This is a genomic window from Hymenobacter gelipurpurascens (assembly GCF_900187375.1).
GTDB classification, from domain to species: domain Bacteria; phylum Bacteroidota; class Bacteroidia; order Cytophagales; family Hymenobacteraceae; genus Hymenobacter; species Hymenobacter gelipurpurascens.
Genome location: NZ_FYEW01000002.1, coordinates 1,056,208 through 1,076,563 on the forward strand (window position 1 = coordinate 1,056,208; position 20,356 = coordinate 1,076,563).

Annotated in this window: 21 protein-coding genes and 1 tRNA gene; 12 read left to right on the forward strand and 10 right to left on the reverse strand. The window is 57.7% G+C overall.

Annotated elements, in window-relative coordinates:
- Positions 1 to 51: 51 nt before the first annotated feature.
- Positions 52 to 585 carry a hypothetical protein gene (locus CFT68_RS16285; protein ID WP_088844585.1) on the reverse strand — a complete coding sequence of 178 codons (534 nt, stop codon included), beginning with the start codon at positions 583 to 585 and terminating at the stop codon, positions 52 to 54.
- A gap of 216 nt (positions 586 to 801) precedes the next feature.
- On the opposite strand from CFT68_RS16285, the gene pheS reads away from it, so the two are divergent.
- From pheS to CFT68_RS21835, 4 genes are all read left to right on the forward strand, one after another.
- Positions 802 to 1,839, forward strand: a complete 1,038-nt coding sequence (pheS, locus tag CFT68_RS16290) for a phenylalanine--tRNA ligase subunit alpha (protein ID WP_088844586.1) — start codon at positions 802 to 804, stop codon at positions 1,837 to 1,839.
- Positions 1,840 to 2,018: 179 nt separating this feature from the next.
- On the forward strand, positions 2,019 to 2,465 hold the full coding sequence (locus CFT68_RS16295; protein WP_141106595.1) for a Rieske (2Fe-2S) protein: 447 nt from the start codon (positions 2,019 to 2,021) through the stop codon (positions 2,463 to 2,465).
- Between the two features lie 95 nt (positions 2,466 to 2,560).
- A tRNA-Asn gene (locus CFT68_RS16300) sits at positions 2,561 to 2,637 on the forward strand.
- A 149-nt stretch (positions 2,638 to 2,786) separates the two neighbouring features.
- Positions 2,787 to 2,963, forward strand: a complete 177-nt coding sequence (locus CFT68_RS21835; RefSeq protein ID WP_170934834.1) for a hypothetical protein — start codon at positions 2,787 to 2,789, stop codon at positions 2,961 to 2,963.
- 84 nt (positions 2,964 to 3,047) lie between these two features.
- Here the strand turns inward: CFT68_RS21835 and CFT68_RS16305 are convergent, their stop codons facing one another.
- From CFT68_RS16305 to CFT68_RS16325, 5 genes are all read right to left on the reverse strand, one after another.
- The gene (locus tag CFT68_RS16305; RefSeq protein WP_088844588.1) at positions 3,048 to 3,728 is read right to left on the reverse strand and encodes a sterol desaturase family protein; all 681 of its coding nucleotides are present in this window, start codon (positions 3,726 to 3,728) and stop codon (positions 3,048 to 3,050) included.
- 72 nt (positions 3,729 to 3,800) lie between these two features.
- Positions 3,801 to 4,322 carry a shikimate kinase gene (locus tag CFT68_RS16310; RefSeq protein WP_088844589.1) on the reverse strand — a complete coding sequence of 174 codons (522 nt, stop codon included), beginning with the start codon at positions 4,320 to 4,322 and terminating at the stop codon, positions 3,801 to 3,803.
- 62 nt (positions 4,323 to 4,384) lie between these two features.
- A complete protein-coding gene (locus CFT68_RS16315; protein WP_317044117.1) occupies positions 4,385 to 5,449 on the reverse strand; it encodes an ABC transporter permease in 1,065 nt (354 codons plus the stop codon).
- Positions 5,446 to 6,552, reverse strand: coding sequence for a BT_3928 family protein (locus CFT68_RS16320; RefSeq protein WP_088844590.1), 1,107 nt, complete (start codon positions 6,550 to 6,552; stop codon positions 5,446 to 5,448). The genes CFT68_RS16315 and CFT68_RS16320 overlap by 4 nt, the downstream gene beginning before the upstream one ends.
- 145 nt (positions 6,553 to 6,697) lie before the next feature.
- Complete coding sequence (locus CFT68_RS16325; RefSeq protein WP_088844591.1) at positions 6,698 to 7,252, reverse strand: DUF1599 domain-containing protein; 555 nt, start codon at positions 7,250 to 7,252, stop codon at positions 6,698 to 6,700.
- A gap of 190 nt (positions 7,253 to 7,442) precedes the next feature.
- Here CFT68_RS16325 and folP point away from each other — a divergent pair, with 190 nt between their 5' ends.
- Together folP and cdaA are read left to right on the forward strand one after the other, a co-directional pair.
- The gene (gene folP / locus CFT68_RS16330) at positions 7,443 to 8,279 is read left to right on the forward strand and encodes a dihydropteroate synthase (protein ID WP_317044118.1); all 837 of its coding nucleotides are present in this window, start codon (positions 7,443 to 7,445) and stop codon (positions 8,277 to 8,279) included.
- Positions 8,276 to 9,121 carry a diadenylate cyclase CdaA gene (gene cdaA, locus CFT68_RS16335; RefSeq protein ID WP_088844592.1) on the forward strand — a complete coding sequence of 282 codons (846 nt, stop codon included), beginning with the start codon at positions 8,276 to 8,278 and terminating at the stop codon, positions 9,119 to 9,121. Before folP ends, cdaA begins: the two co-directional genes overlap by 4 nt.
- Before the next feature lie 185 nt (positions 9,122 to 9,306).
- Here the strand turns inward: cdaA and kbl are convergent, their stop codons facing one another.
- The 3 genes from kbl to CFT68_RS16350 all read right to left on the reverse strand — a co-directional run bounded on the left by kbl (position 9,307) and on the right by CFT68_RS16350 (position 13,497).
- Complete coding sequence (gene kbl, locus CFT68_RS16340; RefSeq protein WP_088844593.1) at positions 9,307 to 10,554, reverse strand: glycine C-acetyltransferase; 1,248 nt, start codon at positions 10,552 to 10,554, stop codon at positions 9,307 to 9,309.
- A gap of 143 nt (positions 10,555 to 10,697) precedes the next feature.
- Positions 10,698 to 11,903, reverse strand: a complete 1,206-nt coding sequence (locus CFT68_RS16345) for an alpha/beta hydrolase (protein WP_088844594.1) — start codon at positions 11,901 to 11,903, stop codon at positions 10,698 to 10,700.
- Between the two features lie 514 nt (positions 11,904 to 12,417).
- Entirely contained in the window at positions 12,418 to 13,497 is a 1,080-nt protein-coding gene (locus CFT68_RS16350) for a patatin-like phospholipase family protein (RefSeq protein ID WP_088844595.1), read from the reverse strand.
- 207 nt (positions 13,498 to 13,704) lie between these two features.
- Here CFT68_RS16350 and CFT68_RS16355 point away from each other — a divergent pair, with 207 nt between their 5' ends.
- The 3 genes from CFT68_RS16355 to CFT68_RS16365 all read left to right on the forward strand — a co-directional run bounded on the left by CFT68_RS16355 (position 13,705) and on the right by CFT68_RS16365 (position 16,027).
- Positions 13,705 to 14,679, forward strand: a complete 975-nt coding sequence (locus CFT68_RS16355) for an NAD-dependent epimerase/dehydratase family protein (RefSeq protein WP_088844596.1) — start codon at positions 13,705 to 13,707, stop codon at positions 14,677 to 14,679.
- Positions 14,680 to 14,707: 28 nt separating this feature from the next.
- A complete protein-coding gene (locus CFT68_RS16360) occupies positions 14,708 to 15,190 on the forward strand; it encodes a hypothetical protein (protein ID WP_088844597.1) in 483 nt (160 codons plus the stop codon).
- 108 nt (positions 15,191 to 15,298) lie between these two features.
- A complete protein-coding gene (locus tag CFT68_RS16365; RefSeq protein WP_088844598.1) occupies positions 15,299 to 16,027 on the forward strand; it encodes a DUF3891 family protein in 729 nt (242 codons plus the stop codon).
- 67 nt (positions 16,028 to 16,094) lie between these two features.
- On the opposite strand, the gene CFT68_RS16370 is transcribed toward CFT68_RS16365, so the two are convergent.
- Entirely contained in the window at positions 16,095 to 16,943 is an 849-nt protein-coding gene (locus CFT68_RS16370; RefSeq protein ID WP_088844599.1) for a hypothetical protein, read from the reverse strand.
- Positions 16,944 to 17,082: 139 nt separating this feature from the next.
- Between CFT68_RS16370 and CFT68_RS16375 the strand changes: the two genes are divergently transcribed.
- The 3 genes from CFT68_RS16375 (at position 17,083) to CFT68_RS16385 (ending at position 20,285) form a co-directional block, all read left to right on the forward strand.
- Positions 17,083 to 18,051 carry a YihY/virulence factor BrkB family protein gene (locus CFT68_RS16375; protein WP_088844600.1) on the forward strand — a complete coding sequence of 323 codons (969 nt, stop codon included), beginning with the start codon at positions 17,083 to 17,085 and terminating at the stop codon, positions 18,049 to 18,051.
- 257 nt (positions 18,052 to 18,308) lie between these two features.
- Positions 18,309 to 19,523 (forward strand): hypothetical protein, encoded by a 1,215-nt coding sequence (locus CFT68_RS16380; RefSeq protein WP_141106596.1) that lies wholly within the window; start codon positions 18,309 to 18,311, stop codon positions 19,521 to 19,523.
- Between the two features lie 183 nt (positions 19,524 to 19,706).
- Positions 19,707 to 20,285 carry a hypothetical protein gene (locus tag CFT68_RS16385; RefSeq protein WP_088844602.1) on the forward strand — a complete coding sequence of 193 codons (579 nt, stop codon included), beginning with the start codon at positions 19,707 to 19,709 and terminating at the stop codon, positions 20,283 to 20,285.
- The last annotated feature ends 71 nt before the right edge of the window (positions 20,286 to 20,356 follow it).

Genomic DNA, 20,356 nt, shown 5'->3' on the forward strand with positions numbered 1-20,356 from the left:
GCCTTGGATGTTGGCCGGGCCGTTGTAAGCCACTCTACTCTTCCTCAACCTCTACCACTGGGCTGCCACAGAGTTGTCGGAGGCTTTTTCCGTGGCCATGGAGTTGTTGGTACTGGCAGGTTTACGCAGCGGGCGGCCGTTGTAGTCGGTGCTCACGCCACGGTACGGCGCCGTGTTCATGCCCGGCGCAATCTGTACGCCCGAGGAGTGCATCATCGGGTCCTCGGAGGCAACTACCACCGAGCGGGGGCGTTTCGACTTCGGTTTTGCCACAGGGCGGCCGTTGTAGTCGGTGCTGGTGCCGCGGTAGGGCGAGGAGCTCATACCCGGCGCCACCAACACCCCCGACGACTGCATCATCGGATCAGCCTCAGAGGTGGCCGCGGTCTGCCAGCCGCTGGAGTCTGCTGGCGTGTTCCAGACATCCAGCGTAGGCCACCCGTCGGTGTCGGTAGCGGGCCTGGTGGCGGGCGCTACGCTGGAGTTGGCGGGAGCGGTAGCAGTCGATAGTTTAGTTTGAGCCTGTGCGGCGGGGGCGCTGAAGAAAGCCACTACAACGGCGGCTGAAAGCAAGAAGCGTTTCATATGATAGAGATGCAAAGAAGTAAGACCCTACCCGGCACATCCGGGCCTGAAACCGGCTGGCCGACGGGTGGCGCCCCACGTATAGCCTCAGTTGCCGCTTATAGGTAGCTATAGGCACCAACCGTACCAGTTTTTTGCGAGTGGCCTAGGCCACGCCAGGGTCCTTAAGAAAAGGGCCCGGCAAGTCACCTTCGCAACTCCTACCTTTGCACTATTATGCAGGATAACATCGCGCGGCTGCGGGCCGAAATCGAAGCGTACGACGTCACCACCCCGGAACAGCTGGATCAGTTCCGCATTGCCTTCACCGGCCGCAAAGGCCAGTTGGCGGATCTGTTTGATCAACTGAAAACGGTGCCCCAGGAGCAGCGCCGCTCGGTAGGCCAGGAGCTCAACCAGCTTAAGCAGGCAGCAGTAGCTAAGTTTGAGCAGCGCCAGCAGGAGCTGGAAGCAGCCACCGCCAATGCTCCCGCCGATCCGTCTTTCGACTATACCCTGCCCGGCATTCCTAATGCCTTGGGCACGCGCCACCCCTTGAGTTTGGTGCGCGAGGAAATTGTGCGCATTCTGGCGCGCATCGGTTTCAACGTAGCGGAGGGTCCCGAAATTGAGGATGACTGGCACAACTTCACTGCCCTCAACTTCCCCGAAAACCACCCTGCTCGTGATATGCAGGACACGTTTTTCGTGCGCCGTACGCCCGGTGAGCAGGAATGGGTACTCCGCACCCACACCAGCCCCGTGCAGGTGCGCGTGATGCAAACCCAGAAGCCGCCTATTCGCAGCATCATGCCTGGCCGTGTGTACCGCAACGAGGCTATTTCGGCTAGGGCGCACATGATGTTCCATCAGGTAGAAGCGCTGTTCGTGGATGAAAACGTGAGCTTCGCCGATCTGAAGCAGACGGTGTACCACTTCGTGCAGGAGTTGTTCGGCGATGATATGGAGGTGCGCTTCCGCCCGTCTTTCTTCCCCTTCACCGAGCCCAGCGCCGAAATCGACATTACCTGCCTGATTTGCAAAGGCAAAGGATGCAACATCTGCAAGCATACCGGCTGGGTGGAAATCGGCGGTTGCGGCATGGTAGACCCCGCTGTGCTGGAGCAGTCTGGCATCGACCCCGAGCGCTACAGCGGCTACGCCTGGGGCATGGGCATTGAGCGCATCACGATGCTTAAGTACCAGATCAAAGACCTGCGCCTGTTCACGGAAAACGACCTGCGCTTTCTGCGCCAGTTCGAAAGCGTGCAGTAGGCCACTCCTTGGGCAAACTGTAATAGCTCTCCTCCATCCGGAGGAGAGCTATTTTTTTACTGCAAGCATCTCTGCCCATCAGCCAAGCTGGCTTCTGCTACCGTTGACTGGCCTACACGTTCCGCATATCAAAGCGTAGGCCTATTCCGTTCTTGTTATCTAAGCACCACATCTTTCTTATGCCATTTCGCTCCTGTCCCTTGGTTCGTGCTGTTAGTGCGGCTTCTTTGCTGGCCTCGCAGCTATTATTAGGTGCCTGCAACAACACGGATAATGTGCAGCCCCAGATTCCGTTGGCAGCCGTGAATGAGTTAGTGGTTCTGACCGATCAGCAAAACAGCAACCTGCGTTTTGATAATGGCGCAGTGTATGTAAAAGGCGGTGTGCGAGGCCTTATTGTGGTGCGGCAGAACGCCTCGAACTACTTAGCCTTTGAGCGCAACTGCCCCTATCAGCCGCTTGATACGTGCGCCGTAGTCAAGATCGACCCGTTTATTCGGCTCTATGACCCGTGCTGCAAATCGCAGTTTAGCTTGCAAGGGCAGGTACAGGGCGGCCCGGCCAACCAAAACCTTCGTCGGTACAACACAGCCCTCTCCGGCAACCTTCTGACAATCACGAATTAAAAAATCTTTCTAAATTTTTCGAAACACATAGTTGGAGCTTCCGAAACTTTGCTCTAATATTGCACCAGCAACGGCAAAAACACGCCGCCATAACCGCTTCCTTAGCTCAGCCGGTTAGAGCATCTGACTGTTAATCAGAGGGTCCCTGGTTCGAGCCCAGGAGGGAGCGCCACGATAAGAAACCCCTAATCTGCAACTGCAGGTTAGGGGTTTCTCGCTTTTGGGGTGCGGAGTAGCTCTAACCTTTTTGCGGGAGGCAGAGTATTATTTCTTGGTGCTGCCCGCTGTGAGCGGCACGTCTACCTACTCTCCCCCGCTACCATGAACAACCTGCGACTCCCTCTACTCTTCCTGCTCGTCCTGTTTACTTTTTCGCTGAGCAGCTGCGACGCCATTGGTTCCATCTTCAAAGCTGGTGCCTACACAGGCATCATTGCTGTATTTGTGGTTGTACTGCTCCTGTGGTTACTGGTAAATAAGATGCGCCGTCGTCCTTAGTACTGGCCTTGGCCTCTCTTTATCTGATACTAAACAAAAAAGCCACCTCAACCGAAGTGGCTTTTTTGCTGAAATAGGAGTGGCCTAGGCCTGTTTTGCTTTGCTGGGCATGGTCCCGATGATGTGGTCCCAGAGGGTGCTGGATACGCCGAAAGCAATTTCATCCTGGCGGTAGTGATGCTGGGCGTGGTGAGTCCACCACACTTTCAGGAAGTTCTTTGGGGGAGCATATACGTGAATGGCATAGTGCACAAACAAATAGAGCGCATACCCGAATACAAAGCCCGCCAGAATACCGAATGCCGCACTTCCAAACGTGAAGCGGAAGATGAAGAACAGCAACGACGCCACGAATACCGTGATGATGGGCGGCATGGCCAGGCGCGTTTTGTCTTTAGGATACTCGTGGTGCACGCCGTGCATGGTATACTGGAACTTGATCCGACCGGGCGAAGTAGCCGGAATATGGTACAGGTAGCGATGCATCACGTACTCCACAAACGTGAACATGAACCAGCCGATCAGGAAAAGGCCAAAGGCCGAAATACCCGTAATAAAACCTCGTGTCAGGCCATAGTACAGGCTCACGAAAGCAGTAATTATGAAGATGGAGACCGGAAGCGCAATGTGCGTGTGCGACAGACGCTCCAGCACCGGATTCTTAAACAGCTGCGCCGAGCCCTTGTGCTTAGGCTTGATGGCATCTGGCGTTTTAACCGGGGTTACGTGTACTTCAGGCTCAGAAGCTTCGGAAGTGGTGTTCATACCAAGGCGGAAATGATGAGTTCGCAAAAATAGTCACTCGCGCGTAAACGACGGCTGAAGTCTAAACGCGAACTAGACGGTAGCATTATATCGATCGACCAACTGCCGCACCGCCTCTACCGAACAGATAGGAGCGGCGCAACACAGCGGCGCACGGTCGTAAAACCCCTGACGGGCGGCCAAGGTTTCCGTCAGGCGCGTTTCCAGCGCAGCTGCATCAAGAGCTGGCGCCAGCAACGGACGCTGTGAAGCCTGCTGCAGCAAGCGCCGTACCAGTTCCGGCACGGGCACGGCCAGGTACAACGTGAGCCCGGTTTCCAGCAACACATCGAGGTTATGATGGAAGCAAGGCGTGCCGCCGCCGGTTGATAACACCAGCTCGGGCAGTTCCGCTACCAGTTCACGCAGCACTTCTGCTTCCTGTTCCCGAAAATACTCCTCGCCTTCCTGCGCGAAAATCTCCGGAATGCTGCGCTGCTCTCGGCGCACAATTTCGTCGTCCAGGTCGCGGAAGGGCACTTCGTAGGCCGTGGCCAAGGCCCGGCCCAAGGTAGTTTTGCCCGCACCGGGCATGCCGATCAGATACAGGCGCATGAGAGAGTCAGAAGAAGAAAACAAGGAAAAATAAGACGCCAGCTTGGCCCATATTGAGTGGCCTAGCCAAGCTTTACGCGAGGGTCAATGACGGCGTAGAGAACATCAACGGCAATGTTTACCAGCACAAAGATGGCCGCGATAAAGATGGTGGCGCCCATCACGACCGGGAAATCCAGATTCTCCACGGCCCGTAGCGTGACGGTGCCCAGGCCTTTCCAGTTGAAAATATACTCAATGAAGAAGGCACCTGCCATGAGGGAGGCCAGCCAGCCCGACACGGCGGTAATAACCGGATTCAGGGCATTTTTGAGGGCATGGCCAATAACCGTATGGTACGCCGACAGGCCCTTTGCCCGCGCCGTCCGGATATAGTCCTGGCTCATGACATCGAGCATGGAGGATCGGGTGAGCTGCACAATAACAGCTAGCGGCCGGATGCCTAAGGCAAACGCTGGCAGCACCAGGTTGCGCAGTACCAAGTGGCGGCCCGTAAAGGGGTCGGTTTCGTAGAGCTGGCCTGTGAGGTTGAGGCCCGTCCAGCGGCTCCAGTAAAACCCAAACGTCATGGCGATGAGGATGGCCGCCACAAACGACGGCACCGAAATGCCCAGCACGGAGGTAGATACCAGCAGCCGATCAAGCCAGGAGTGCGGTTTGAGCGCGGCCACGATTCCTAGGCCTATGCCTAGTACCGCCGCCAGCAGCATAGCCGCCACAGCTAGCCAGAGCGTGCCCGTGAAGTGGTCGAGCAGAATACTAAGCACTTCCTTGTTGCTCTGGAAGGAACGGCGCAAATACGGCGTTTTCAATACCAGCGCCTTCGGGCCTAGCGGCAGCAGCGTAACGCCGCCGTACTTGGCCACACCGGCCGAGTCGCGGGGGTGCAGGCCTAGCGGCGATACATCGTTGAGGTAGCCGGCCAACTGAGCAGGCAGCGGCTGATCGAGGCCCAGGTCGGCGGCAATGGCGGCACGGGTGGCCGCGTCGGAGCGCTGACCGGCCAGCAGGGCTACCGGGTCGCCGGGCAATACATTGAACAGAAAGAACACGGTGAGGGCTACGCCTACCAGCACCAGCGCCCCCTGCCAGAGGCGGCGCAGCAAAAACCCTAGTATGCGGCTCACAGCTCGTTCTCTAGCTCTCCCTGCGTCGGGATATCATGGTAGTGATACTTGCCTTTCACCACCCCGTTCTGCAGCAGAATCAGGCCGGGGTTTGAGCGAATCATGGATTTGAGCACAGTGGCATCGGCGAAGTAGTAGGGTGCTGCCAGGTTCACATCATGGCGATACGAGTCGAAGGCGGCGGGGCTGCTGCTGGTGATGACCAGCGGCGTGAGGGGCTTCTTCGATTTAGCAGCCGTTTCCAGCAGCTCATTAATTTCCTTGTACCGGTCGCGGTCGGCGGAGGTCACATCCTGCACCACCAGCACCAGCTTGTTGCCCGTCAGTATTTCGGCCGTATGGTCTTTGCCATCAGCATCAAACACCGAGAAGTCGGTGATGACGGGCTTAGAGGTGAGCGGGTTGAGCACTTCCATGCTCTTGTATTTCCAGGTAGAATCGGTGGGATACTCCGTAAACGTTTTGCTTTCGCCGTTGCGCTCCATCACGTACTGGTACTTGGCCGGCTCTTGGGGCTTCATCAGCTTCCCAATGTCGTTGCCCACTTTGTAAGGCAGGAAATCGAAGTACGGCAAGTGGCCTAGCGCCCGCACGCCGATACCAATGGCCACAGCCGAGGCAATGGTGATGTACATCACGCCCAAGGTGCCCTTGGCAAACACCCGGCGCAGGTAGCGCTGGTTAAGGAATACCACGGCCCAAAGCAGCAGCAGGAACATATCCTTGGCAAACGACGTCCAGGGCGTGAGCTTGATGAAGTCGCCGAAGCAGCCGCAGTCCGTTACCTTATTGAAGGCGGCCGAGTAGAACGTCAGGAACCCGAAGAAAATCAGGAGGCCTAGCAGCGTGAGCAGCACCTGACGCAGCATCCAGCGCAACAGCACGGCCACGCCCAGCACCACTTCCAGGGAGCTCAGGAAGATGCTCAGCGTGCGGGAATGCGGAATGAAGACGTGAAAGAAGGAGCCAATATCCTGGCTGAACACCTCAAAATATTCTTCCAACTTGAGGGCCGTGCCTACGGGGTCGTTGAGCTTCACCAGCCCCGAGAAGATAAAGACCACACCCAGCAACAGCCAGCAAATACGGGTAATTTGTTTCATATAGAGTTTACTTCTGGAGGCGTAACGCAGGTGCCTTTGCTGTCTAAAGATAGCGCTCATCCTGACCCAGGAAAGCCCTGCTCACGCCCAAACGACTATCGTTCTGGCCTGACGGATGCTTCTTTCGGGAAGGTGACGGTTGAGGTTACGCTTTCACGTCTACGAAGCCACTCTTGATGAGGGCGAATACGGCGTAATTGAGCATGTCGCGGTAGTTGGCATCTACGCCCTCCGATACGCGCGTGAGCCCGTGCAGATCCTCAATCTGCTTAGTACGGTGCAGCTTCATCAGGATAATATCCGTGATGCTTTCTACCCGCATCTGGCGCCAGGCTTCGCCATAATCGTGGTTTTTGGCGAACAGCAGACGGCGGTTTTCCTCCACTTCCGCGTCGTAGGCCAGGGCCACGGCGGCGGGGTCAAGGTCCATGGGCGCTTCCGGCGGCAGGCCTAGCTGCATGAGGGCAATGATGCAGTAGTTGATGATGGCCACAAACTCCTCTTCCACCCCATCGGCTACCAGCTGGGTGCCTTTCTCCTGGATGCTGCGGATGCGCTGGGCCTTAATGTAAATCTGGTCCGTGACGGACGGCAGCCGCAGGATGCGCCAGGCCGTGCCGTAGTCGTGGGTTTTGGCCAGAAACAGCTGGCGGCAGTGCGCTAGCACCTGGTTGTATTCGTGCTGGGTTTGATTCTCCAAGTTTTTCAGGCTATTTTGTTGAGCAGAGGAGCGCGTACTACGCCCCCGCACCGCAGCATGTCCGGTGATAAACTACTGGTGCTGCTTCACACCCATAGTTCTGAATCTGGCGGGCGCGTGCCACGCGCTCCTACCCCGAAAAACCATGCTCCAGGCCCTGCAAGATACGTGTTTTTCACCCAGGCAAACCTTGCGTTGCCCCGGCGGACGCGTGCTGGATTTGCGCCGTCCGCAGGTGATGGGCATCCTTAATCTGACGCCCGATTCGTTCTTTGCTGGCAACCGCATCGGCTCCCAGGATGAGTTGCTGCGCCGCGCCGAGCTGATGCTAGGCCAGGGTGCCAGCATCCTGGACTTGGGCGGCTACTCCTCCCGCCCCGGCGCCGAGGATATTCCTGCGGATGAGGAAAAGCGCCGCGTGCTGCCGGCCATAGAAGCCGTGCGCCAAGCATTTCCGGACGCATTTATTTCCGTCGATACGTTTCGGGCCAGCGTGGCCGCCGAGGCCGTAGCCGCCGGCGCCGACATTCTCAACGACATCAGTGGCGGCCAGTTGGATGCGGAACTACTGCCCACCGTAGGCCACCTCCAAGTGCCCTACATCCTGATGCACATGCGCGGCACACCCCAAACCATGCCCCAGCTCACGCACTACGACGATGATCTGGTGCTGGAGCTGGTGCGCTATTTCCGGGATAAGCTAGCCGAACTGCGCAGCCACGGCATTTCGGATGTGGTGCTGGACCCCGGCTTTGGGTTTGCCAAAACGCCCGCGCAAGGTCATGAGCTACTGCGCCGCCTGCCGGAGCTACAGATACTGGGCCTGCCGATTCTGGCCGGGCTCTCCCGCAAAAGCATGGTAGCCAAAGCCCTAGGCCTATCGGCGGAGGCGGCGCTGCCGGGCACCGTTGCCGTCAATACCATGGCCCTGCTCAACGGGGCCCGGATTCTGCGCGTACATGATGTAGCAGAGGCTGTGCAAACCATTCAGCTCGTTTCTACCACCTACTCACCCGTTTTCCCGTGATTGGCTCCTTCTCCGTCGGCTTCCTGCGCATTGGCTGGGTAGACGTCATCGACGTGCTGCTGGTCACGGTGCTGTTCTATCAGCTGTATAAGCTGCTGACGGGAAGCGTGGCGCTGAAGATTTTCTTGGGCTTCATGTCCATTTACCTGCTCTATCTGGTGGTGAAAGCCACCGGCATGGAGCTCCTTACCAGCATCCTAGGCCAGTTTATGAGCGTGGGCGTGCTGGCGGGCATCATTCTATTTCAGCAGGAAATCCGGCGGTTCCTACTCACCATCGGCAAGGCTACGGCGCTAGACCGTGTGCGCGTATTTCCATGGCGACGCGAGGCGACGTCAGAGCGCATGAACATTACGCCGTTTGTGGAAGCGGCTAAGAGCTTGGCCGGCAAGCAGACCGGCGCGCTCATCGCCTTCGCCATGGCCTCCGACCTGAAGTTCTTCGCCGACTCCGGCGACCTGATTGATGCCACTGTGAGCAAGCGCCTGCTCATGAGTATCTTCAACAAAACCAGCCCCCTCCACGACGGTGCCGTCATTATCACCCGCGGCCGCATCCAGGCCGCCCGGTGCATTCTGCCCGTCAGCGAAAACCCCGATGTGCCCGCCTCCATGGGCCTGCGCCACCGCGCCGCCATCGGCCTGACGGAAGTGACGGATGCCATTGTACTAGTAGTAAGCGAAGAAACTGGCCAGATTTCCCTGGTGCGCGGCGGCGAGGTCTTCCGCAACCTAGCCTCTGCTGATTTGCGCGCCCGCCTTAACGATTTCTTGTTCGATGTAGCCCCCAAGCCCACGGCACCCGCCTCCGCAGGTTCGGCAACGGCGGAAGTGGCTGCATAAGCCGCCTTATCCTTTCATAACAGCAAAAAAGCACGTCATCCTGACGAAGGAAGGATCTTAGCACGCCTGAACAACTGGCCTAGCGCCTCATTCACTTGTGAGAAGATCCTTCCTTCGTCAGGATGACGTGCTTTTATAAGTGTGGCAGTGGCCTAAAGGCAACTCTAGGCCACTGCCTTACTGGCCTAGGGCGTGTTCGTCACTACCTGGCCAGCCTCAGGCTGCTGTGCGCTGCGGTCTTTGAGCGTGCCTACCTCGCGGCCTACTTCAATGAAGGCGTTGATGGCTTTGTCGAGGTGGGCTCGGGTGTGGGCGGCGGAGAGCTGCACCCGGATGCGGGCCTGGCCTTTGGGCACCACGGGGTAGTAGAAGCCAACTACGTAGATGCCTTTATCGAGCATTTTGGCGGCAAACTCCTGTGCCAGCTTGGCATCGTAGAGCATGACGGGCACGATGGGGTGCTCACCGGGCTTGATATCGAAGCCGGCAGCAGTCATCTTCTCGCGGAAGTATTTGGTGTTTTCTTCGAGCCGGTCGCGCAGCTCGGTGCTCTCCGTGAGCAGCTCCAGCACCCGCAGGCTGGCGCCCACAATGGCGGGGGCCAGCGTGTTGGAGAACAGGTAGGGGCGGCTGCGCTGACGCAGCATATCAATCACCTCTTTGCGGCCCGAGGTGAAGCCGCCCATGGCGCCGCCAAGAGCTTTGCCCAGCGTGCCCGTGATGATATCCACGCGGCCCAGCACGTTGCGGTACTCATGGGTGCCGCGGCCGGTTTTGCCGAGGAAGCCCATGGAGTGGCATTCGTCAATCATCACCAAGGCCTGGTACTTATCGGCCAGGTCGCAGATTTTGTCGAGCTGCGCGATGGTGCCGTCCATGGAGAACGAGCCATCCGTCACGATGATGCGGTGGCGCGTGCCTTTGGCCTGCGCATCCTGGAGCTGCTTTTCCAGGTCGGCCATGTCGTTGTGAGCATAGCGGAAGCGCTGGGCTTTGCAGAGGCGCACGCCATCAATGATGGAAGCGTGGTTGAGCGCGTCACTAATAATAGCGTCCTGCTCGTTGAACAAAGGCTCGAACACGCCGCCGTTGGCGTCGAAAGCTGCCGCGTACAGAATGGTATCCTCGGTGCCGAGGAACTCCGCTAGCTTGGCTTCCAGCTCCTTGTGGATGTCCTGAGTACCGCAGATAAAGCGCACTGACGACATGCCGTAGCCGTGCGTGTCAATAGCTTCTTTGGCCGCTTTTACCACCTCGGGGTGCGAGGACAGGCCTAGGTAATTATTGGCGCAGAAGTTCAGCACTTCGCCGGCTTCTTTCGTCTCGATTTCGGCGCCCTGGGGCGAGGTGATGATGCGCTCCTGCTTGTAAAGGCCGGCATCTTTTATTTCCTGAAGCTGCTGTTCAAGGTCGGGCTGAAGGGTGGCGTACATCGGCGAAGTGGTAAGGTCTGAGGTTGATGTGGTGGGATGGGTGCGTAAAAGTACGGCTTCCGGCAAAAAGCGAAGGACTTTATCCGAGCTGGATAAAGTCCTTCTATGACTATGCATGCACGAGCCAATCTACTGGCCTAGGCCTATTTCTTCTGTACCCAGTCGCGAATAGACGTCAGGACAACGTACGAGAAGATGGGTTTCGGCACATTATCGACCATAGGCCAGTACGATTCAGGGGCCTGGAAGCTGTGGTTGACGCCCTCAAACCGTTGCACCGTAACCGTGCGGTTGGCCTTCAATCCTTTTTCCAGCAAGGCCAGGTTGGTAGGGGCCACTTCTTCGTCATCGAGGCCTTGCATAAGAAGCACGGGGCACTTCACGTTGCCCAGGTATTGCTGCGGATCGAAGTTCAGGTAACTGCGGTACCACGGGGTGGTGCGGCGGGCTGCAATGGCCCGCGCCCGGCTCAGCTCCAGTAGGGCATCGTCTTGGCGCATCATGTTGGCCAAAATGGCTTGCACCTGCAGGTTGTCGGGATTCTGCCGCACAATTTCCAGCATCGACTGCTCTCGCGACAAGGCTTTAGCCAGCTTGGCCTGAGCCTCCGTTTTCTGCTGCAGCTGATGCTGGTTCAGGGCTTTCTCCAACTGCATAGCATTAGCGCCGGATGCCCGCATATTGGCCATCTGCTGTTCCATGGCCTTCTGGGCCATCTGCTGGCGCCGGCCCAGCGTGTACATCGTATCGGGGGCGGGTATCATGCGCAACGTGGCTTGCTTGTTGGCGAGCATCTCGCGGCCTACTTGCCCGGAAGCGGCCAGGGCTACCACGAAAGCAGGCGGCAATGCCTGAGCGGCAGCCAATAGGCCTACATTGCCTCCTTCGCCGTGCCCAATAACGCCAATGCGGCTGGTGTTTACTTCGGGGCGGGTACGCAGATAGGCTACGGCCGCTTGAGCATCCTTCACCCGGTCAAGCGTGCTAGCGCTGTTGTTGTCGCCTTCCGATTTGCCTACGCCCCGGTCATCAAAGCGCAGCACCACAACGCCTTGCTCCGAGAGATATTCCGCCAGCACCTGCAGCGGAGCGTAGCCATTCACGGCGCCGTCACGGTTCTGTGTGCCCATATCGGAGAGCAGCACTACCGCCGGAAACGGGCCCGCTCCTTTCGGAACGGTTAAGGTGCCGGCCAGCTGAAGCTTATCCACACCGTTGGTGAATGTAACTTCTTCGGCACTGTATAGGGAGCTATGCGCTACTGGCGGGGCCTGAGGGATAGAAGAAGCCTGCACAACGGGAGCCAGCAAAAGCCAGCCGCCCAGCAAAGCCAAACGAAACAAGGACATAAAATAAATGCAAACAGGTGTAAGAAAGAGCAGAAGAGAAGTATTCGGTGCAAAGCTACTTCTTAATATTCGTCGTTGCAGAAAGAAATAGGTTTACCTGCTGATTGTGTTCTGGTTCTGCTACCTGGCCTAGAGCAACAGCACCTGACCAATACTCTGTACACCGCTAATAACCAGATGGAAACATCCTCCGGCACGCTAAAGTTGTGGCGTGGTTTAGCCATGCACAGGGCTATATGCTCGGGTGCCACGAGGTAAACACTCAGGTGCAAAGCGCCAGGAAGGCGGGCAGCCTAAGCAAAAATGTTTCATGGAAAAATTCAAATGCAAAGTATACTGTTCAGATAAACATGAGGCTTGCCTGTGCTTTGCCAGTAACTCCTGAGAATCCGGATCAAGCCAGGGTTTTCCCTTTTCCGGCCTAGCCTAGGCACTGGCCTACCGAGCGTATGGTGATTCGCATACGCTGGCCTGGGCCTGCAGTTTGAAGTCCAGCGAGGTGGTGCTCTTTCGCCTATTTCTCACTCCTGAAAAACGTCTGCACGCCTTCCTGGCCGCTGTCCACCAGGTCCTGCTTTTGCGCATCCGAGAGCCGCTTGATTTTGGGATTGTAGCCGCGGGTACTGATGCTGATGGTCCGTTCCCAGTCGCGGGGCTGCGGCGGGTTGAGGTATTCGATGGCCACCGTGTAGAGCGCACCAACATACGAGCCGAAATCCTGCACGCGGTAGGGCGCGAGCTGCTGCCGGCCATCGGGCAGGGTATCCAGCGCCAGCTGAGCGGGCCTATCCAGGCGCAGGCCCAGGGTTTCGGGGTTGAAAACGGGGCCGTCGGGGGTTTCCGGGGCTCCGGCGGCGGGCAGGTAGCGCGCTTCATCAAACAGCCAGATGGGATAATTGGCCAGTAGGCCACCATCTACCAGCACGTTTACCTCCTGTCCTTTGGCAGGGCGGCGCACCATGTGGCCCTGCGCATCCAGCAGCACAGCCCGGAAGTAAAGCGGAATACTCATGCTGATGCGCACGGCATCGGCCACGCGCAGATCGGGGTGGGTTTCGTAGCTGAACACCTGGGTGCGCTGGGTGGTAAGGTTGGTGCCGGTGGTGTACAGGTCGCGGTAACGGGTAGGCTGCTTCCGGGCCAGCGTGTGCAACTGGCCTAGCGTGAGATTGGGCTGCTGGGTTTTGCGGGCTACCAGGTGGTTGAGGTAGCGGGCCAGTTCATCGCCGCGGTACCAGCCGTATTGCTTCACGAGACGGGTGCCGCCGCCCAGAAACATCAGCCGGCCATCGTTGAGGCGCTGAATGGGCGTGTCGTTCACTACATCTATGATTTCCTGCGGCGAGTAGCCTACTGCCAGTAGCGCCGCCTGAATGGCGCCCGCCGAGGTACCACCCACCCGCTGTAGGCCACTCAACACGCCTTGCTTTTCCAGCTCGGCCAGCGCTCCGCCGTAGGCAATGCCTCGGATGCCACCGCCCTCCATCACCAAATTCCGGTAGATGGGCGCGGACGGCTGCCCATGCCCACCAATGGGCATAAACAGAAGCAGCCACAGGCCTAGCAGGCAACGAGTCAGGCACGGATTGGACATAGAAGGCAGGTAAGACAGATGCGCGGATATATAGGAAGTGGCCTAGAAGATTTAGAAGCTAGATACCACCGGGCCCTGGGAGGTTGTATGTCGGCCAGCACCACACGTTTTCGCGTTGATGGCCTGCCGGAGAATCTCCGCGCCAAACCGTTTCACCCCGTTATCTTTGTGGTCCCCCATCCACCCACTTCCTCCTAATTCAGCAGCATGCAATCCACCCCCAGCGACACCATTCTGGTAATCGGAGCCGGCGGCCAGCTTGGCCTAGAGCTTACCCATGAGCTTCGCCAGATCTATGGCGCCTCAAACGTAGTAGCCGCCGATGTGCGGGCGCCTCAAAACGCCGATGCCCAGGAAGCCGGCCCGTTTGAACTGCTGGATGTGCTGGATAAACCGCGCCTGGAGGAAGTGATGCGCCAGTACAAGCCCAAGCAGGTGTACCACCTGGCGGCGCTCCTCTCGGCTACCGCCGAGAAAAATCCCAAGTTTGGCTGGCAGCTGAACATGGATGGCCTGTTTCATGTGCTGGATGCGGCCGTTGACCTGGGCGTGCAGCAGGTGTACTGGCCTAGCAGCATCGCCGTGTTCGGGCCTGATACGCCCCGCGAGAATACACCCCAGCTGACCGTCATGAACCCCAACACGGTGTATGGCATCAGCAAGCTGGCCGGCGAGCAGTGGTGCGAGTGGTATTTCCGCAAGCATGGCCTGGATGTGCGCAGCCTGCGCTACCCCGGCCTCATCGGCTACAAGAGCCTGCCCGGCGGCGGCACCACCGATTATGCCGTGGACATCTACCACAAAGCCGTGGCCGGACAGGCCTACGAGTGCTTCCTGGAGCAGGACACCTACCTGCCCATGATGTACATGCCCGATGCCCTGAAAGCCACCCTGGACCTGATGCACGCCCCCGCCGATAACATCAAAGTGCGCAGCAGCTACAACCTGGGTGCCATGAGCTTCTCGCCCGAGGAAATTACGCGCAGCATCCAGCGCCACTACCCCGATTTCCGGGTGACCTACCAGCCCGACTCGCGCCAGCAGATTGCCAACTCCTGGCCTGCCAGCATCGACGACTCCAAGGCCCGCCAGGATTGGGGATGGCAGCCGCAGTTTACCCTGGACAAGATGACCGACGACATGCTGCTGCATTTGAAGCAGATGGTAACTCTGGCGGTTTAGAATAGCTTTCGTCTTTGCATTGTTAGTCATGCCCGAAGCGTTGTATACTCTGGCCCGCTTGGTGGTACTGGGCGCATTGATGAGCCTAGGATTCTGGCTAAAGCGTATTGTGCAACAGCGCAACGGCAACATGACTGGGAACGCCTTCCTACTGCCTCAACCTGGCTGGCGGCAGTTACGGCAGCGGTACGATAGCAAGCAGGTTATACCGAACACGGAAACGCTAACGATAGGCCGGATTGGCAATGTCCGATTCACAGGAGTACTGGACATTGGATTCGAAGTAAACACCTTGATTCTCTGCAATCGGTTTGGGTTTTCCTCTGCCGCAGTACGAATCCCTTACGCAGACCTGGAGCTGCTGCAGGCCCCAGAGCAGTTTCAGGCCACGCGCTTCAGTGAGCCGGAATTTAGCCCTGGTTCGTTCAGAGCAGGTGGCGTTGAAATTGAGCTGCCCGCCTACTGGGCTGATCAACTGCTGAAGCACATGGCCGCCGCGCCAGTGGCCTAGGCCAATCTACCACTACAAAAGCCCCGCCTAACCCGGCGGGGCTTTTTGCTGTCTAACCTCTGCGCCTTCCTTACGTTCCTCAGCAGGTACACGGCACCTCCCATTTCCATGATTGTCAACCACACCCCCGCCGGCTGGCAGATTATTTACCAACAGGCCCACGGCCTGCTAGCCACGCAGCTCGGCTGGCACTGGCAACCGTTCGGGCCTACCGATAAATGGGTAGGCCTATTAGCCGCCATTGCCCAACACGACGATGAGCAGCCCGACTGGAACGGGCACTATGGCCTGACTCCGGCCGGGGCCCCCGCCAATTTCACGATGAAGGAGTTTGCCTTGGAGCAGGCCACCGGCGTGATGCGCGCGGCGCGCTTTCAAGGGAGGTGGCGCAGTCTGCTCACTAGTCTGCACATGAGCACATTATATGAGGAACTACGCGGCCAAAACAAACAAACCGATGCCTTTCTTGATGAGCAGCAAGCCCAGCAGAAGCAATGGATGAAGGAGCTGCACCTCACACGCAAGGAAACGCAGCGCTACTACGACCTGATGCATTGGTGCGACCGGCTGAGCCTGATCTTGTGCCGGCAGGAGCTCCCCGAAATGGGCCGCAGCCTGGAAATTTATACTGGCCAGGATGGGCAGCGCTACGATGTGGTGCGCCCCGAACCTGATGGCCCCATCACGGTGCAGCCGTGGCCCTTTCTGGCTAATAGCTTCACGGTGAGTGTAGAAGTATCGACGCTGGAGCAGCTGCAGTTTAAGGATGATGCGGAACTGGCGAAGGCTTTGCGGGAGGCTCCTATTGAGCAGTTGACTTGGGAATTCAGGAAATAGCCATCAACCAAAAGAGCCCCAACAACTAGTGCTGGGGCTCTTCCCTTACTCTTGAACTGGCCCAAGCCTACAGCTTCGTTACGGGCGTTTTGCTGGTCATCAGGCCGGCTGGTACGGTGTTCGAGGCAGAAACGTGGTCGAGTTTGCGGCCGTCTTTGCCATCGGTGCGGTCTGAAGCGAGTTGGATGCTGCCGTACTTGCGGTAGTCGGCCCAGCGGCGGCGGAAGGCGGGCTGCGCGTCGGTGGCTTTCGGGAAGTAGGCCCACTCCTCAATGAGGTTGGTGGCGGGGTTGATGAGTACTTCGTACTTATTATCGGGCGTTACGCCCACATTTTTGAAGGTCATGTTGAGCACCTCGGCGGGCTTGCCATCCATCATGGTAGCGGGGCCTTTGTAGGTCAGCGTCACGCCGGAATCCTTCAGCTTGAAGGGCATCACTAGCCACCAGGAGTTGTTTACCCAGATGGGGTACAGGCGGTCCAGCAGCTTCTTGCCTTCTTCAGTAGTCGAGATATCCTGCCCGTCGCGGTAGGCCTGTCCTTGCTTGGAGTTGATGTTGTACACACCCACTAGGTTGTCTTTCTGCCAGTGAAAGTCGCCGGTTTGCTTGTCCCAGAGCTGGTAAGAGCCATCCAGGAAGTCCCAGCCGAGCAGGCGGGTTTGCTGCCAAGCGGGGTAGCCGCCCATTTGGCGCATCACCTTATCGGCGAGGGCCATAGCCTTGGCATCGGAGCCGGCCCGGTCGAAGTCGGGCGCGGCCGGGAAAGCGGCTGTATCGGCGGGAGGCGCCATGGGCGTACCGGAGGTGGCGGCGTCGGAAGCGGGAGCTTTTTGCTGGCAGGCCGAAGAACTGAGCGCCAGGGCGGCAACACCCAAAGCAACTACTGACTTGGAAAGGCTGTAAACACGCATCATAGGAGGAAATACTGAGTCCGGTAGCCTACCTGGCTGCGGCTGAGCTTGTACGCTAAAGATAGCACAGGCCGTCATCTTTAGCCAACGCAGCACCAATAGCCGCCGTACTAGCAGGCGTATCCTCCATCTTGTTTTGCCCATGTCTACGCATTACCGCCTTTCTGACGTTCTCAATATTCTGAAAACCACGGCCAGCGAGTTCATGGTAAATAACTCGTTCCGGCACGCCGCTGCGCTGTCATACTACACCATCTTCTCGCTGCCGCCGCTGCTGCTCATCGTCATCACGACGGCCAGCGCCGTGTATGGAGCCGAGGCCGTAACCGGGCAGATTTACGGGCAGATGCGCGGCTTCCTCGGGGCCGACTCCGCCGCCTTTCTGCAAAACTCCATTGCCGAGTTTACTAAGCAGCAGAAGAGTGGCCTAGCTTCCATCATTGGCATTGGTACCCTGATATTTGCGGCCACCACATTCTTTGTCACGCTGCAGGAGAGCATCAATGATATCTGGAACCTGAAGGTGAAGCCGCGCAATGGTATCTGGCAGTTTGTGCGCGACCGGCTGCTGTCCTTCGGCCTGATTTTGAGCGTGGCATTGCTCTTACTTATCTCCTTTGTTATCAGCGCCTTGCTGAGCGTGTTCACCGATCAGCTGCAGGCGTGGTTCCCGGAAGTGGCCGTTATCTTCATTCATATCGTCGATTTCCTGCTGTCCCTGTTCATCACTTCCCTACTCTTCGCCCTGATTTACCGCTACCTGCCCGATGCCATTATTCGGTGGCGCGATGTGGGCGTGGGCGCCGTTATTACCTCGCTGCTCTTTCTGATAGGTAAATATTTGATAGCCTTCTACATTGCCAAATCAGACCCCGGCTCGGCATTCGGGGCTGCGGGCTCAGCCATTGTGCTGCTGTTGTGGGTAAACTACTCGTCGCTCATCATCTTCTTTGGGGCCGAGTTTACGCAGGAGTTTGCTGATGCCTTCGGGCAGAAAGTGCAGCCCAAAGCCCACGCCGTGCGCATCGAAACCCGCGAAGTGCCCGAGGGCGAAACCAAGGAAGAAATCAGCACGGGCCGCCCCCGTTCCGTAGGTCGCTTCCGGGGGTAGCCAGCTGGCCCCTACTGGCCTACGGCACCTATCGACTGCTGGGCAGAATTTTGCACCTCGCAGAAAGTCCTGTGCTACTGGCCTAGGAATTATTTGAAGAGGTCTGAAAGGCATGAAATAGCCTTTCAGACCTCTTTTTTGTGTTGCAACGGGGCTTTCCCAAAAGTCTGATATAGCTACTTTATGGCAGCACTCTGATAGCTACTATATAGAGATGAATTGATACGTTTGAGCCGTACTCCTTTTCGGCTCATTCCATGTTCCCCTCTCTACTCCTTGGCCGGTTGCTGGCCATTTTCTTGTTGCTACTCAGCTACACCGCTCAGGCTCAGCAGCCTGCTACTCGGGTTCTGGTGGTAAGTCCTGCTGTGGGCGAGGTTATCGATAGCCGGGAAAAAGCCACCTACCACCTGTTCCCGTATTATACGGCCAAGGAATTCAGCGAGGCCCGTTTCGTGCAGGTCTTGGCGCCCGATAGCGCCATTACGCTGCGCACCACCCTCACCGATGGCCGCACGCTGCTGTTGCCGGTGCCCCAGTCAGAGTTTCTGGCTATGCGCCAGAAGATAAACGACCAGGCCCGTGCGCTGCAGCCCACTACCGGCGCCCTCCCGCCCGACTCCCTGGGCCGCACGTACCGCGTCACGCTGCGCTCGGGGACTACCTTTGCGGGTGTGCTGCGCGCCATTCGCTCTCAGGAGCTGGAGTTTACCTCTGATGAGCCGGGCGCCATCATCGTGGGCCGCGACCAGATTGTGCAAATGGTGCTCATACCGCAAACGGAAACCAAAGATGCCCTGCGCCATCCTACCTGGGGCTACGTGGGCAACGGTACGCGGGTATTCTTCGCCCCCACCGCGCGCAACCTGCAAGCCGGTGAAGGCTACGCTCAAACCATCGACCTGTTCTTGCTGGGCGTGAATTACGGCCTCACGGACAACTTTTCTTTTGGCATTCTGGCGTCGGCCTTGCCGGGTGTAGGCCTAGGCAACCAGTTCATCGCCATTACCCCCAAGGTCAGCTTCCCGGTCAGCAAAACGCTTAGTGTGGGCGCGGGGGTACTCTACGCCCGCATCCCCGATTTCAACTCCAATGCTACAGGCTACGGCGCCGGAGTGGCCTACGGACTGGCCACCGTAGGCAGCGCCGACTACAACCTGACCTTCGGGCTGGGCTATGGCTTTACGGGCGGCAACACCGAGGAACAGGGGTTCGGTAAGTCGCCGGTGGCCGTGCTGAGCGGCGCCACCCGCGTGAGCAAGCGCCTGTCGTTGATGTCGGAAAACTACCTTATCACGTCGGGCAGCGGTGGCCTAGGGGGCCTGTATGGCGTGCGCCTGAACTGGGCCCGCACTACCTTCGGCATTGGATCTTTCTACGTGGCTCCGTTCAAGAGCGAAGGTGCGTTCGGCTACATCTATCCGGTGTATCTGGACCTGTCCTTGCGCTTCGGCAAAACGGCGCAGAAGTAATTAAGCCGGGCAGTGGTGTTAAGGCAGCATATGTTAGCTTTGGCAGCCTATATCTATACAAGGTTGCTATCAATACCTATGAAACTATTCACCTATCTAGTGTGCTGTTGGCTACTCTCATGTAGCCTTAACGCCCTAGCCACGCCTACTATAGCTGATACTATACCAGGGCAGCAACGCCTCATGAAACAGCTTTCTGATGCGACCTGCCAGCGGCTCACAATGCAACAGCAACGAGTGGAATTTGCCTCGTTAAGCTCGGTGCAAGCTCAGCAAACTTTTGAGCAGGCCTTATCAGATGTTATAGAAGAGCAAGTTCCTGCTATCCGGCAACTCGCGCAACGTAGCCAAGTGGCAGGAGCATACGAGAAACTGCGGACCACTCTTCCTACTACCGTCGCAATACAACTGGTTCGGACCTGTAGGCCAGCAGCCAGCCTATACCAAAAATTTAGTCGTACGAATACAGATGCATCCGATGCTGAGAAAGCGTTTATCTCTTCCTGGGGAGATGAGCTATGCCAACGGCTTACAGCACTGAATACACAAGGCAGCTTACAGAAAAAAACTTCCGCGGAGCGAACGGCAGTTTTCAGGAAAGAATTTATGAGTTCTCTCAACTCCCGCGGCCCTCAAATTATGCAGCTATACGGTCCGGCTGGTAATAATCAGCAAACTGTTCAGTACCTGGGCAATCTGCTGTCAGGTTATATGCTAACCTCTTGCTCTCAGATGAAGCTTCTGCTTGGAAGCCCTGACTAGTTTACACTTAGCTGATCATGTTTTGCCAAGAGAAAGCCCCGTCGTTCTTAAGAACGACGGGGCTTTCTCTT